Here is a 14,957-nt window from a genome sequence, read left to right on the forward strand (position 1 = left end):
TTACTTAGCGGAGATTTCTGTTTCGCCTTTGATCTTGTTGCCATCAGCATCGAAGATTGCAGCGTCTTTCTTAACTTTAACAATGATTCTGTTAACACCGTTGGCGTTAAGATCAAGTTCTTCTTTAGCACCAGCAGCGGAATCAATGATTTTCTTGGAGAATTTAACAGACCATTTTCCTTTATCAGATCCGTATTTAATCGGAGTGATAGAAAGAATGTTATCTGATGAAATTTTGTTGCTAGAATTAACATCAGTGTTGATGTAGAATTCCAGGTTCGCTTTCAAGTCAGCTTCAGTTGTAGCTTCATTCAGGTCTTTGGAGAATCCGAGAATCAGTTCAGTTGAACCTCCGCTGGATACTACAGCTGAATCAAACGCAGGGCTAATTCTGCTAGTCAGCTTACCTTTTTGTTGTGCAACTGTACCATCGATTACGTTACCAGCAGTATCAGTAACACCATTCACAGCAAAGACATAGTCTTTAGTTTCTGTGATGCTGGAGCTAGGGATATATACATATGCACGAGCACGAGTTGGGTTAGTAGCAGATGATACTTCTTCGCCTTTTTCGTTCAATGTTTTAATTGTAACGTAAGAAGTGCTTGGAAGACCAGCATTGTTCAATGTGTAGCTGTTTTTATCAAGAATTGTGGATGATTTCAAACCGCTAGCATCAAACAGATCAACAGTGATCAAAGCATCACCATAAGTGTCATCACCAACAGATTTGCTATCATAGAACTTGATAGGAGCAGCGCCATTAACAACCAACAATTCTGGAGCTTTATCGTCAGTTGAAGTAGATCCGATTGTTACAGGCAATACTGCAGCAGTCAGTTCATTTGCACTGTAGGATTTATCTACGAACAATCCTGCAGGAATACGCAATGTGTAGCTACCAGCAGTTGGTACACTTACACCAGTGATAGTGAAAGTACTTCCGCTACCTTTAACAAGACTAGAATTGTGAAGTACAGTTGTAGCTTCACCAGTAGTATCATTAATCAGTTGCAGGGTGCCTTTACCTTTGTATACAACATTTTCAGAGAATTTCAGAACCAGACCTTTATTAACAGCTGTAGTTGTGTAAGTAACACCAGTTACAGTAGGAGCTACAGTGTCTTTAGTAAAGGTAATTGCTTGGCTAGCAGCTGTTCCCAAAATGTTACCCAGAGTATCTTTTACAGAAGCTCCGAATACTACAGAACCAGTGAAAGTTCCAGTTGAAGGGAAGCTAGTCAATGGGCTTTGAAGGGTGAACTTCTTGCCATTGTCAGTAGTCAACACTTGGAACGTACCTTGGCTTTCACCAACGGAGTTCAACAAGCGAACATTACCAACCAAAGAAGCACGATCAACTGTTTTGTCGAACTCAACTTCAACATACTTGTCACTTACTGGAGTTACGCTCTTGATTACTGGAGCAGCAACGTCAGAAACTACAGTTACAGTAGTTTTGATTGGGTTAGGATTAGCTACATTACCTGCAAAGTCAGTAACGTTAAGCAACGATACATCGTAAGTTTTGCCGCTATCCAATGTTCCTGCAGACAATTTATACTCAGTGTAAGTATCATTTGTTACAGTTACAGTAGCAACTTGACCATTTACGTAAGCAACAATACCAGTAGTTTTAACTGGTTCGCTGAATTTCACGTATACATCTTTAGTAGTTGCTTTTGCAGTAGAGCTAGCAGAAGCAAGTGTTGGAGCAACTGTATCAGCAACAGTGATCAGTTGTGTGTAAGCTGGGATAGCTTCACCAGATGTTGTTGTTACAGCATCGTTAAGAACTACAGTGTAGTTACCTTTAAGGAATTTAACTCCTGGCAGGGTAATAACAGCTTCAGTGTTGTCAGCGTTGAAGGTAACATTAGCATTAGCTACTTCGTTAACATCACTACCCACTTTAGTTACTTTTACTACGCCGTCGATAACTTTGCTGGATTCAGCCAGTGTATCAACATCGATTGAACGGTTAAATTTGATTACTACTTGTTTAGCATTTGGAGCTTCTGCGGAAACAACCTTAGGAGCTGCCAAAGTTACTTTTGTAGTGTAATCATGATCATTGTGTTTGAAGTTGATTGTAGTTTCAACGCCTGCTACAAGAGCAGTTGTCAATTCAACAGTTGTAGTAGTTTTGTCAGAGAAAGTAACAACTACTTTAGTTGGGCTCAATGCTTCAGCAGAAACGATTGTAGCTGCTTGGCTCAATTGATCAACAGCATAAGCTGTTTCAACTACCAAAGAACGGCTAGCGTTAGCTTTGAAGTTAGTGTCTTTAGCAACCAAACCTGCATTGATTACTGCTTGAGCATAACCTTTAGCCCATGCGGATGCAGAGTTATCAGTTGTAGTTGGTTGTTCCAATTTCAAAGCGCGGAACAATACAGCCGCAACTTCTTCAACTGTTACTTTACCGTTGTAATCGAAGATACCTTTAACAGTATCTTTACCTTGCATGTAGTTTACTGCAGTAACAGCTTCGATGTAAGGCACTGCCCAGTTCGATGCGTTGTAACCTTTGTCTTTGTAAGACAATTTGTTACTTACTTCAGTAAGGTCGAACAATTTAGTAACGATCTTCGCGAACTCAGCACGAGTAAGATCTTTTTCAAGGTGAGCTTGACCATCTGGGTATCCGTTGAGAATACCTTTCGCTGCCAAAGCATCAAATTTTTGTTGCGGAGTTGTTGCTGCGTCACCAAACGCTACAGAGGCAAACATCGAGAATGCCATTGCTGTAGATAATGCTACGGATAAAATTTTCTTCATAACCTTTTTTTCTCCTCCTTGGACGTTCATAAACTGAGATTTTTCTTTAGTTGAGTAGCTCATGTCACTCATTAGCCGATGCACCCCCTTTCCCGAGTTGAGCAAATTAAGTATAAATAATGTCTGTGACGGGTATCACAGAAACTGGTAAACGATTTTAGGACATGACAATACTAGATTCCTAATTATACCTAAGTATTATACAATGTGCCTCAAGTCACGTAAAGCTAATTTTTCCATTTTGTTAAATTGGCTTTACCAGCGGTTAATTTCAGCCTCTGTGTAAATGACTCTACACCTTAAACGCAGAAGATTTGAAAAAGTTGCGGTTTCTCAAAAAAAATCTTCTTTTTTATATTTTCCGGTGTGATCCCATTAGAAGATACATATGTATGTTCTACTAACTATTGTTAATCATGGGTGCCTACGGAAAACAGTATATCATAGTCGCTTTCTAAACGTCATTATGCAATATTTACTAAGAATCATTAACACTTGTACTATTAATTTAAACATTCCTACAAAAAACAAAAAAAGCGCCGTTGCCGACGCTTGCTTCTATTACATTGTTTCTAACGAATCTTCATAGATAATTGGATCAATTCCTGACGCTTCTCAGGACTCGAGTTCACATTGTCATACATTGCATCAATAGCTGCGCGGTTCTCGCGGTAGCTCTTCTCATGCTTGATTGTAGTATGAGACCATTCGATCAGAGCATTCTCAGTAACAACAAGCTCGTTGTATGAATCGTGGAATCCTGTTGCTTGCACCAGTTCTTCCATGACCTCTTGAGTGATCTCCTGTAGTGCCCGTTTAGCTGCAATTTCCTTCTCCAACACTTTTGCTCTATTCTCAAACATATTCTTGGCTTTCATGTAATCCAACTGTGCTTTTGATAAAATCGGTTTCATCGATGGCTTTCACCTTTCAGAAAATAATATTTTCTACATTATTGTATCGTAAATCGGTGCAGATTACAAAATTTATGTCGCTGGTAATTGTTATCTTTACATCAAAACTCCGACCTACGAATACTTTTCGCAAGCCGGAGCACTTTTTTTAATCTTTAGTTAAAGTTCTTAGGGAAGATGCTTGTACTCTTCTGTAAGAGTGCCACAGTAATCTTTCCGGCCTCTGCTCTAGTCAACTTACCTTTCGGGTTAAAGTTATAGACGGGCTTCTTTTGGCCGGTAACGGTCACAGCGCTTCCTTCCATAATCTTAGCTTTAGATATAGCTTCAATTGCAGGACGTGAGTAGAAATCCATGTTACTTGTATCAACAAATGATTTGCTTAAGCTTGCCAGCAGTTTACTGTCATTCAAAGACATCTTGAGTTTCAACGCCCTAGCTATCATTACTGCGGCTTGTTCACGTGTTAAGGCTTGATCAGGCCCAAAGAAGCCATCACTGAGGCCTGTAACAATACCTGCCCTAGCAGCTGTCTCAATGTGTTTGAAATCCCATGTGGCCGCGACGGCTTCTGGCACAATATCAAAGAAGGTTTGTTTATTAGCATCATAGTTCAAAGGAATACTTAATGATTTCACCAACAATGTAGCGAATTCACCACGAGTGGTCAAATCATCGGCCCCGAATGCGTCTGCTCGAAGGTTAGTCATGAATCCTTTGGAATACAATCCATTCATTATATTTCTGCCCCAAGGATGATTCGTAATATCAACAAAACCACGGCGCAGCTTCATAACAGTGTAATAACCAAATTCATCGAATGGAACGGTGATGGTATGTTTTTTCGTATCTACGACCCCGCCCAAGTTCTCCCACTTACCTGAATCTGTATATCGGAATACTGTAATAGTCGATCCCACTTCATCCACAATGCTGGAGTTGAAAGTAAGCGTCAATTCACCACGTTGGGAAGGTACGATTTTTCTCGTTTGACTATACTGTGTAAAGTATCCAGTCTTTCCACTTGCATCCACGAAATGTGGGGTAACCCCGTTGGTCTCAAGATTAACGCCATCATTTCCTAGACCACCACTAAGCCAATAGATATCCGATACTCTCGAAAAGTTATTAGTAGAGACGGTTGATGTAAAGCGTAGAGCAAGATCCTGTGGAATCACAAGCTGCCCGCCCCCGCCTTCGGTTCTGTCGTCACTACCCGTTACGTTGATAATGTTCCCGTAATCATTCTTACGTTCAACAACGCCATCAGCGGGATCCGCGATACCAAACAACAGTTTTGTATTAGGATAATATTTTGCAGCACCAGAGCTAGTATATCCCTTCATAATCGTACCTTTAGGGAAGTTCAATTCCAAGGTTTTATTAAAGACACTATACTTCGTAGCTACCTTCTCCGCCATATATTGTGTATCAATCTGCACAGCACTGGCATAATACACATTTATGGTATCGCTTATTGTGGAGTTAGCACGAACCACTTGTATCTTAATAGGATTCGATTTGTCTGCTTTTAAACCCACATAATCATAGGTGAAGCGATCTTGATTTGGCAAATCCGTACGTTTAATTGCTTCTTCTTTGCCAATTATTACTTTAGTGGCACCTTCAGCCTCAATATCAAAACGAACAAAGTTTTTGTTAACAACAATTTGCTCACCTACCGTCGCTACAGGTGACAGAAGACGATATGGAGCAACTTCCCGCACTACTTCAAGACGTTGTGTAGTTCTTGCTCCTGTTTTGTTAATAAGCTCTAGGGTATAAACTTGACTTCCTGGGGCATCAAATTTAATGTCACGTAATCTTAAAATAAAGTTTTTAGCACTGCCAATGTAGTCATAATACAGACCATTTGCAGCCACTTCATCAGGATAACGTTTAGGACCAATAGGTCCAGCGGATTCCGTACCGTCAATTAGTAGCTTATCTTGCCCCGTCGAAGTAAACACCAAAGTAGAGCCCTGATAAAGATTCAGCGTTGTAGCACCACTACCTTGTAGTACCAAGTCGAATTTATCTTTGCTTGTTGTATATTTTTCATCCTTATATACAATCTCAGCCGGCAATGCCAGCATGGCATTACGCTCGACTTCATTAGAAAGGGTTGTAGTTGTAAAAGGTAAACGATTATCCCCTAAAGTAGGATGGAATTGTTTTATCCCAGAAATGTTGGTATCAATGATGTAAATTTTAAGTTCTTTTTTGATAATACGTTGGTTACCAGCATTATCTCTTGAGACTCCAGTAAACACGATTTTATTCTCACCGTATACCAGTGGTCCCGTCTGACTGATTGTCACAGTGAAATTAAAAGTTGTTTTATTTACTGTTGAGTTTTTTTCTACTTCAAGCTTAAAAGGATTGCTAGATAATGAGTTACTGTCTGTACCGTTAATTTGCACTTGTGCATTTTCTATATTTTCGAACCCGATATATTCCCCAGCGACATTAAGTTTTTTTTCTACACTGGAATCGAATTCGTAGGTCTGACCATCTTGCAGATTACTTACATATATATAGTTTTTCGATACATATGAAATATCAGCATTATAGAAGGATTCTGATCCTTTATAACGGAATTGTACCTTTTGTTGACCATTAGAGAACCCTGATATTTTATAAATATATTCATTTGTTCCTGTGCCTGCAGTTACATAATCTATGGATAGTGGTTTATTACTCAAAGGCAAATAGTTTGCAGTTATATCTGCTGGGGTTGTTGGTCTATTTGTCTTCGCCATTATATAGAAACTATCCGTCTCTAACTGTTGGCCATTCAAAGGCAATTTAGAGATATTGGTGAGATCACCTGAGCCTGTATATCCAGGAAGGTAGTACATTTCTGTTATAACAGTCTCATTTTTCAAAAATTTATATGAATAAAGATGAGAACTGCTGTGGCTGCCATAATCTACAGACAATTTAAAGTCATTTACACCCGCCAAGATTTCTAAATCAGCTGCAGTCTTAAATTTAACCAATTTATACGTTGGCGTAACGCCATCAGGACCAGGAATTGTTAATTCTTCTGTCACAGCACTAATCGTTACAACTTTTTCGGAACTATTACCTTTATTAAGAGTTAGCACAGCATTTGTTGCAAACGGAGCCACGTTATATGGAACTAAGATCTGTCCAGTAAAACCTGCAACACTTGGAGTCAAATCAGCAGTCAACGTAGGCACATTATCATTTAAGATATTATAGTCCGCATTGTCGTGGTTGATGTTCAAAGAAGCGTACGGTTGATCCTTATCAAAGAAATATACGGATCTGTCTATTGTTATTGAATCCGAAGCATTTTGAATAACAATCTTAAGCGTACTTAATCCCGGACTCAAGTTCAGCGCGGGGGTGAAAAATGTTCCGTCTTCCAATAGGGAAGTTTGTAATGCAGTTCCTCCATTCACGGAGACACTGACTTTAGTGGCATTCGTTACTTTACCTTGAAGAGTAACTGTAGATACTGGTACGACAACTTGTGTTCCTTCATTTAAATTAAGCGCGGAAGGACCACCCAAAACTTTTAATTCTGTTACATAGGGAACTTTATCATAAAGAACATAAAATGATTCTGAACGTTGGAGATTCCCTTGCATACCAGAAAAGGTCACCTTATTAAAACCTGTATACAAAACAAGACCAGATGCTACAAAACGGTTATCCGGGCTATTGGTATCTGTTGTTACCGCTCCCGTAGTCAGGTGAGTAGCATCTGTTACCCATTTATTAGATTGACTATCTTTTGTAAGCTGCTCTACAGTAACCTTCATCGTGGAAGATGTTACCTGAGAGTAGGTTCCTGTAATTGAAAAGGTAGGGCTACTTACTTTGTAAACACTAGAACGGTCAATAAGTCCCTCAGGATTAGGATTAGCTGTTGTTGCTACAACATCCTGTTTCAACAGAACAGTATTACGTAATGTGAGATCATCCGGACTGAAGAAAGTCGTGGAGCTCGTGGTAGCCGCTGCCGCTATGGGCGTGTATTTACCTGGGAACATAGAAACGATCAAAGCCGCCAGCATCAGCCAAACGAACGGTCTCTTAAAGCGTTGCATGTGTTATATCTCTCCTTTGAGTATAAATTCTCGTAAACCTTCACTTTGTTCTTTATCGGTCATAGGAAGCGATATTTTTAGGGAAAACAACAAAAAACTCATCCGAAAAGGGATGAGTTTTGTTAGTTATAGAAAATATTAGAATAATACCATTAATAAATTAAGATTTGGAACCTCTTTCCGGATTAGCCTTCATACGAATTCTTAAAAAGAAATCAATCAGCGGACGTTTAGTCTTACCGATCAAACCTGTAACTTCCGCACCGATCTGCAAGAAGAAGAGCATGATGCAGATGACTACAAAGGTAACCCAGTTCGCCTCGTAAAGAGCGGCAGAGGATTGAATAACAGCTAAAACTCCGAAAAATGCAGCAATACCATAAATAATGAGCACAGTCTGACGATGACTAAAGCCTAGCTCGCGAAGGCAATGATGCAAGTGACCTTTATCTGGTGCAAAGATTGGTTTCTTCTGCAGCTTACGGCGCACGATCGCAAAGAACGTGTCCGACAACGGTACACCAATAATAAGCAAAGGTGTAATAAACGAAACCACGGCAATCTGTTTAAACCCTAGCAAAGCAAGTAAAGCTAAGCAGAAGCCTAAGAACAGCGATCCCGTATCCCCCATAAAAATCTTGGCGGGATGGAAGTTGAAGAACAAGAATCCGATTATGCTACCCAGAAGCAACAGGCATAACATTGCAACCATCGTGTTCCCCATCAAGAAAGCCATTACCGCAATCGTAGCAATCGCAATCCCTGATACACCAGCAGCAAGCCCGTCCAACCCGTCAATCAGGTTAACAGCATTGGTGACACCAACAATCCAGAAAATCGTAAGCGGGATAGCAATCCAGCTTTCCAATGAAGAATACGTATTGTTAAATGGAATATTCACAAAATCTACAGTAATACCAAAACCGAAAACTACAATACATGCTGCGACAATTTGGCCCAGCAGCTTCAACTTTGCTGATAATTCAAATCGGTCATCCAACCCTCCGATAAGTACAATCAGTCCGCCGCCACACAGCAGCGCTTTGATGAAGTTGGCCTCCCGCGGAGTGAACTCATATGGAATAATCGGCAATACGGCAAGCAGGCCTAACACAAACGCCAGAAAAATAGCTAATCCGCCAAGGCGGGGCATAATTTTCGTGTGCACTTTACGAGCATTCGGCACATCTGTCGCACCAATCTTAATGGCGAATTTTTTCACCAAAGGTGTGAGGCCAAGTGCGAGTCCCATGCATACGATAAATCCAGCGATGTATATGATTAACATTTGATCAGTCGACCCCCATTTCTCTACCGCATTGAATTATACGCTGTTACAAAAACAAATTCCAATCCCTTTTTTAGGCTATTCATCTGATTTTCTAGGTGAATATCGGCATTTGACTAGACTTTTGTTACTTTATCTTTCTCACGCACCACTTTTAATGCGAATTTCGGCAACGCAAGCATTCTTTTGTACCGCGTAGGCTCTTTTAATAAACGGTACAACCATTCAATTCTCATTTTTTGGAAAACTTTTGGCGCTCTCTTGCTCTTGCCAGAAATTACATCAAAGCTGCCGCCGACCCCCATCATGATCGGAACACCTAACTTGGATTTGTGTTTTGCAATCCATGGTTCCTGACTATCCGCGCCTCTGGCCACAAATAATAAGTCAGGATTGGTTTTAACAATTCCAGCAATAATTTCATCGTCCGATTCCGGACCAAAATAACCGTCATGATATCCTGCAATAATAACACGCGGATATTGCAATTGTAACCTTTCAGCGGTTTCCTGAATCACCTCAGGTGTAGAACCAAGGAGATATACCTTCCATCCATATCTTTCACCCTGTTGCATCAATTCATGTAACAGGTCAAACCCAGCTACCCGTTCGGTTACAGGCTCCTTACAATAATTAGCAGCCCATACCACACCGGTTCCATCTGGGACAACCAATTCAGCTGACTTCATTATCTCCATATAAGCTGGATCTTCCAAAGCAGCCATAACCATAATCGGATTAGCTGTAATCACTTGATGCGGGATACGGGTATGAACCGCCTCTGTCAAATAAGCAACAGTTGCTGCCATATCCACCTTGGAGACTCTAATCCCAAAAATAGGAACTGTAGGTACCGCGCTTTCTGCTTTCACTTTAGATCATCCTTTATGGTGGAAATATTCTACGATTTGCCGTGCTGGAGCCCCTGCTTCTTGAATCAACGAGGAGAGGATCGTCTCCCGCTCATTTCTCCATCCCTCTGTTGTTTCCAAAAGATGGCCTATCTCAGCAGCAACCTGTCCAGCATCTAATGATTGGGTCGTGCCCACAGGCTGACACCGAACTCTGTCTAGAAAATGATCAATTTTCGGATCATAAGAGATACCAATCAGCGGAACTCGCCGCCCTGCGGCATAAATCAGGCTATGAAGACGCATTCCGATCAGCACTTCACATTGCCCTACTTCCCGCAGCATGTGTTGCGGATGACTGGCATCTTCACAAATACTGACCTGACCCCCATGCTGGCTTATATTTTCTTCCAGCTTCTCCATCACATAACGTGAGGCTTCAATATCAGATGGAAGATGAAACGGAAGGAATCTTAAATGCAATGGTTTCTCAAGATTCGCCTTAATCAAGCCTTGAGCAAGAGCGTCCAGCTCCTTGCGATCTTGTTCCCAATAACGTACCGAAATACCTACTACCGGAAGTGAATCTGAAGACTCTGGTAATTCAGCAGCATCAGTATCATCAGGTAAAGATAAGCCCATCACCGGGTCAGGAACAACCTCTATGTTCTTCTGTTCTAATCCCATAGAAAGTAAAAGCTCGCGGGATTGTTCATCCCGCACAGAGATATAGGTACATTTGCGAAACACTGATTTGATTAATGGGTGGAAAAGCTTACGATTCACAGGTCCGATACCTTGAGCATAAATAAAGGTCGGTTTACCCATCCACTGCGCAAGCTTGATAATACCTAAATAGTAAGGAATACTCTTGCTTCCTGTTACATCTTGCAGCAAGCTACCTCCACCGCTGATCAGACCAGAACTCTCATAAATAGCTTGACGGACTTCAACCAGCTTCATCCGGTGCACAGATTTCACTCCATATGTGGCGCTAGTCCACTCAGGATCGATGGACAAGACAATGGGTTCGATCTCTATACCTGCAGCTTGAGAATGTTGTTGCAGTGCAATCAATATAGATTGCAGTACCGCCTCATCCCCGCTGTTATGGAAACCGTAATAACCGGAAATAACTATCTTTTTAGGAGTGGCGACCATCGTTTCCAACACCCTTCTGCAATTTGCCATACGATTACGGCAATCACACCAATGATCAGTCCTAATCCAAGACCGAGCAAGCCACGAATGAGCGAGATCAGAACTGGCGAGTGAATATGTGCAAAGGTATCCACCATGGAGAGCTGACCGATTACAGCAATAATCATGATAAACGCTGCATTCCGATATCTAAAGGCCAAGAATGCACCAAGAATTAATAACGGATGCGCTAGCAAAAACTCTTTATTACGCGGTCGAACGCCAACCGTATTTTCCAAGAAGGTACGTAAAACCATTTCCAGCGGACTCACACTGCCACCGTTACCTGTACGGGTCATGTAATAATAACCAACAACCGCCAAAACAAAGGCAATGATAATCATCGCAAATGTGATTGGTGTCCGCAGCAGCTTACCTGTCTTGTTAAAGACAAAATCCCCACGATACAAAAGCACGTAAAGTGCCACAAGACCGATAGGCGCCATATGAAGCAGACTGACACCACGGAACTGGTTGAGAACCAGGCTATAAGTAACATTATTAAGCAGTGCTATCATAAACGGCACAGCGCTCAAAGAGATCAGTGAAGTCTTAAAATAAAGCACTAAACTATGTGTAAACCGGCGTTGCGGGCTCATAGCCTTATAGGTAAGGGGATTGCTCCGTAGAGGTGGCCCCATTTCATTAACCTTACGAATGGCAAGCACAACGGCAAGCGTTGGTGCACTTATCGCAGCGGCAAGCGCGAGCGCTTGTTCAAACATTTCAGGCTTCACTAGCATCAGGCCTGCACTTCCAATCAGACCTAACACCCAGGCAGCAAGCGTGAGCTGTGGAATGAAGTAAGAGACCAGCAGAGCCACTAAAGACACTGCTCCAACCACCGCAACTAGCTTAAAGTAACGTTGATAAGAGGAATCTACAACCTCAAATGCCGTAGCTTGTCCCAGTTTAAATCCATTGTCTTTAATCTGCTCAACAGCTCCGCCTGGTTCGCTTAGGCTGGTAATAAGGTTATCTAATGTATCTGTAACCTGTGCCTTAGCAGTATTTCTTGCAGGAATCGTGTTTAAGTAGATCATGCGGATATTCCGATCCTTTGTTGCCAGAGCGAAACGGTCCGAAATCACTTTTGGATCTAAGGCAGAATCTCCCTCACTAAGGGAATATAAACGTGTCACATTATAATCCAGCAAATAAGCGAGCCTGTTAAAGCCCTTTTGCTGTTTCTTAATATTCTCAATTGCTGCAATCCCCATTCCACGTTCTTTAAGGAGATTAGCAAAGTCAGTGATACTGCCAGTATCGGCATCATCATTAAACCCTTTAACAGACTCACCTTCAAATAGAATCCGTTTAACACCCAATTCCTCATAACGATCCAACAGCTTCTTTACCGTGGCTTCATTATAAGTCAGAGAATCCACAAGACGAGGTACAATACTGAATCCCTTGTTGTGCAGCATCTCCAATGTAAATGGATCGGGCTGGAGCGGCTTCAATGTAGCATCTTCTAGCGGGGTCTCAATGATAAGACCCTGCTGTCCGCGGAAACTCCAGTCTCTTGAATTAATCCCAAGATTACTAAATGCTTCTTTAATTACAGGCGCTAAAGTATCGCTGTAATCAGCACTGGTAAAAAGAATATAGGTATAGTTCTCATTTTCAGGAATGATCGTGTCCGTAAGATTAGCTATATCAGCCGCACCCCATATCATCAGACGACGCGCCTTACGATAATCTTCCAGTGTGCTTTCGTAAATCGCCATACTCTGAACACCCGCGTCTTTAAGGCGATCTAACTGCTCGGAAATATAATCTTGTGGATTTGCACGATAGCTGGCTACATCAACCAGATCACGATAATCAAATACAAATTCTACTGTCTTGGAAGACTTCTCCGTCTGCAGTCGATCATAGACCACAGGCAAGGCTGCTATAACGCCAACCACAACTATGATCCACAGCCACTTTCGGGAAGTAATATTCCAACGTTGCCATTTTTGCCGCACCAAAAGTACCTCCTCTTTCGCTTTAAAAACTCTTTTAACAAAAGTAGAAACGGATCGTCATCCTTTTAGAGACGGTACCCGTTTCTACATAAAATATAATTCACAATATAGAAGGCACTCTATATTTATTATTGTCCCCCGTCAACGCGAGCCATAACTTGTTTCGACAGTGCAGCAACCTTATCCTTAGCATTCTGCAGGGAGTCACCCACTACTGCAAAATAAACTTTAATCTTAGGTTCTGTGCCGGAAGGGCGCAGGCAGAACCAAGATCCGTCAGCCAGCAAATACTTCAGTACATTTTCCTTCGGCAGTCCATTTAAGCCCAGGGAATAATCTTGAATTTCTGTTACGGCAGATCCAGCAATTTCTTGTGGTGCATTAGAACGCCAATCATTCATGATTCCTTGAATTTGCGCAACGCCATCTTTGCCTTTCAGCGTACGGGACTCCAAGCTTTCCAAGAAGTATCCGAACTGCTCGTACAATTCCTGAAGAACATCATATAATGTTTTGCCTTGAGCTTTATAATAAGCACCTGCTTCAGCGATAAGCATAGCAGCAAGAACAGCATCCTTATCACGAGCATAATTGCCTGCAAGATAACCATAGCTTTCTTCATATCCGAAAAGATATGTGTATTCTCCGGATTGTTCGAACTGCGTCATCTTTTCTCCAATATATTTGAAGCCAGTCAGCGTATTAAATACAGTTGCACCATAATGAGAAGCTACAGCAGCCCCCATTTCGCTAGTAACGATAGTCTTTACAACCGCACCATTGCGAGGCAGCTTTCCTTGTTCCTGCAAACGACTCAAATAGTAATGAATCATCAGTGCTCCGGATTGATTGCCGGACAGAACAACAAATTTACCTTCATTGTCGCGAACTACCGCACCCATACGGTCTGCATCAGGATCTGTACCAATCAAAAGGTCAGCATTCAACTCTTCGCCCAGCTTCATAGCCAGCGTAAAAGCTTCACGTTCCTCCGGGTTCGGAGATTTCACTGTAGAGAATTCAGAATCCGGCTGCTCTTGCTCAGGTACAACATGCACCTGGGTGAAGCCGATTTTCTCAAGTACACGGCGGACTGGCAAATTACCTGTACCATGCAGCGGAGTGTATACGATTTTGAAGTCTTTTCCAAGCGTAGAGGCAATCTCTTCACTTGCAAGACTGACCGCAGCAACAGTATCAGTAAACGCTTCGTCATCCTTCTCTCCTAGCCAGTGCAACAGCCCTTGAGCTTCAGCTTCTTCTTGCGAAATCCGCTTTACACCATCAAAAGTGTCAACCTCTAGTATGTAAGAAATGACCTTTTCGGCTTCGTGTGGTACAAGCTGTCCGCCTTCCGAATTATAGACCTTATAACCATTGTATTCAGGAGGGTTATGGCTCGCGGTGATTACAATACCACCCGTTGCTTTCAAATAACGCACACTGAATGACAGCTGTGGTGTTGAACGAAGGGAAGTAAACAAATGCGCCTCGATACCATTAGCAGCCAGTACGAGAGCAGCCTCAAGTGTGAATTCAGGCGAGAAGCGGCGAGAGTCATGCGCGATAACAACCGAAGGTCTGCCTTCTCCAGTATGCTTTTCTAGAATATAATTAGCGAAGCCTTGTGTAGCTCTGCCAACAGTATAACGATTGATACGATTGCTGCCCGCACCAATAACCCCACGCAAGCCGCCTGTACCAAACTCTAAGTCTCTGTAAAAACGCTCTTCAAGCTCCTGTGGCTCATTCTCCAGAGCGCGAAGCTCTGCCTTTGTAGCCTCGTCAACAGAAGGGTCCTGCAACCAGCGGGATAATGTGTCTGCCGCTTTTGCACTTAATTGAGTCATATGAATCTCTCCTTTAGA

Annotated in this window: 8 protein-coding genes; all 8 read right to left on the bottom strand. The window is 42.0% G+C overall.

Going from position 1 to position 14,957, the window contains the following annotated elements:
- Entirely contained in the window at positions 1–2,853 is a 2,853-nt protein-coding gene (locus MKZ16_RS30465) for an Ig-like domain-containing protein (protein WP_076106993.1), read from the bottom strand.
- Positions 2,854–3,353: 500 nt separating this feature from the next.
- Complete coding sequence (locus MKZ16_RS30470) at positions 3,354–3,695, bottom strand: hypothetical protein (protein WP_036681520.1); 342 nt, start codon at positions 3,693–3,695, stop codon at positions 3,354–3,356.
- 155 nt (positions 3,696–3,850) lie between these two features.
- Positions 3,851–7,777, bottom strand: coding sequence for an S-layer homology domain-containing protein (locus tag MKZ16_RS30475; protein WP_076106991.1), 3,927 nt, complete (start codon positions 7,775–7,777; stop codon positions 3,851–3,853).
- A gap of 160 nt (positions 7,778–7,937) precedes the next feature.
- A complete protein-coding gene (locus tag MKZ16_RS30480) occupies positions 7,938–9,065 on the bottom strand; it encodes an MraY family glycosyltransferase (RefSeq protein ID WP_036681523.1) in 1,128 nt (375 codons plus the stop codon).
- A gap of 116 nt (positions 9,066–9,181) precedes the next feature.
- On the bottom strand, positions 9,182–9,937 hold the full coding sequence (locus MKZ16_RS30485; RefSeq protein WP_036681526.1) for a WecB/TagA/CpsF family glycosyltransferase: 756 nt from the start codon (positions 9,935–9,937) through the stop codon (positions 9,182–9,184).
- 6 nt (positions 9,938–9,943) lie between these two features.
- A complete protein-coding gene (gene csaB / locus MKZ16_RS30490) occupies positions 9,944–11,077 on the bottom strand; it encodes a polysaccharide pyruvyl transferase CsaB (protein ID WP_036681529.1) in 1,134 nt (377 codons plus the stop codon).
- Positions 11,053–13,089: a DUF5693 family protein gene (locus MKZ16_RS30495; protein ID WP_076106989.1), complete on the bottom strand. Its 2,037-nt coding sequence runs from the start codon at positions 13,087–13,089 to the stop codon at positions 11,053–11,055. Before MKZ16_RS30495 ends, csaB begins: the two co-directional genes overlap by 25 nt.
- Before the next feature lie 128 nt (positions 13,090–13,217).
- Positions 13,218–14,939, bottom strand: coding sequence for a phospho-sugar mutase (locus MKZ16_RS30500; RefSeq protein ID WP_036681534.1), 1,722 nt, complete (start codon positions 14,937–14,939; stop codon positions 13,218–13,220).
- Between the last annotated feature and the right edge of the window lie 18 nt (positions 14,940–14,957).

The organism is Paenibacillus sp. FSL R5-0928, from assembly GCF_037970385.1.
GTDB classification, from domain to species: domain Bacteria; phylum Bacillota; class Bacilli; order Paenibacillales; family Paenibacillaceae; genus Paenibacillus_AQ; species Paenibacillus_AQ odorifer.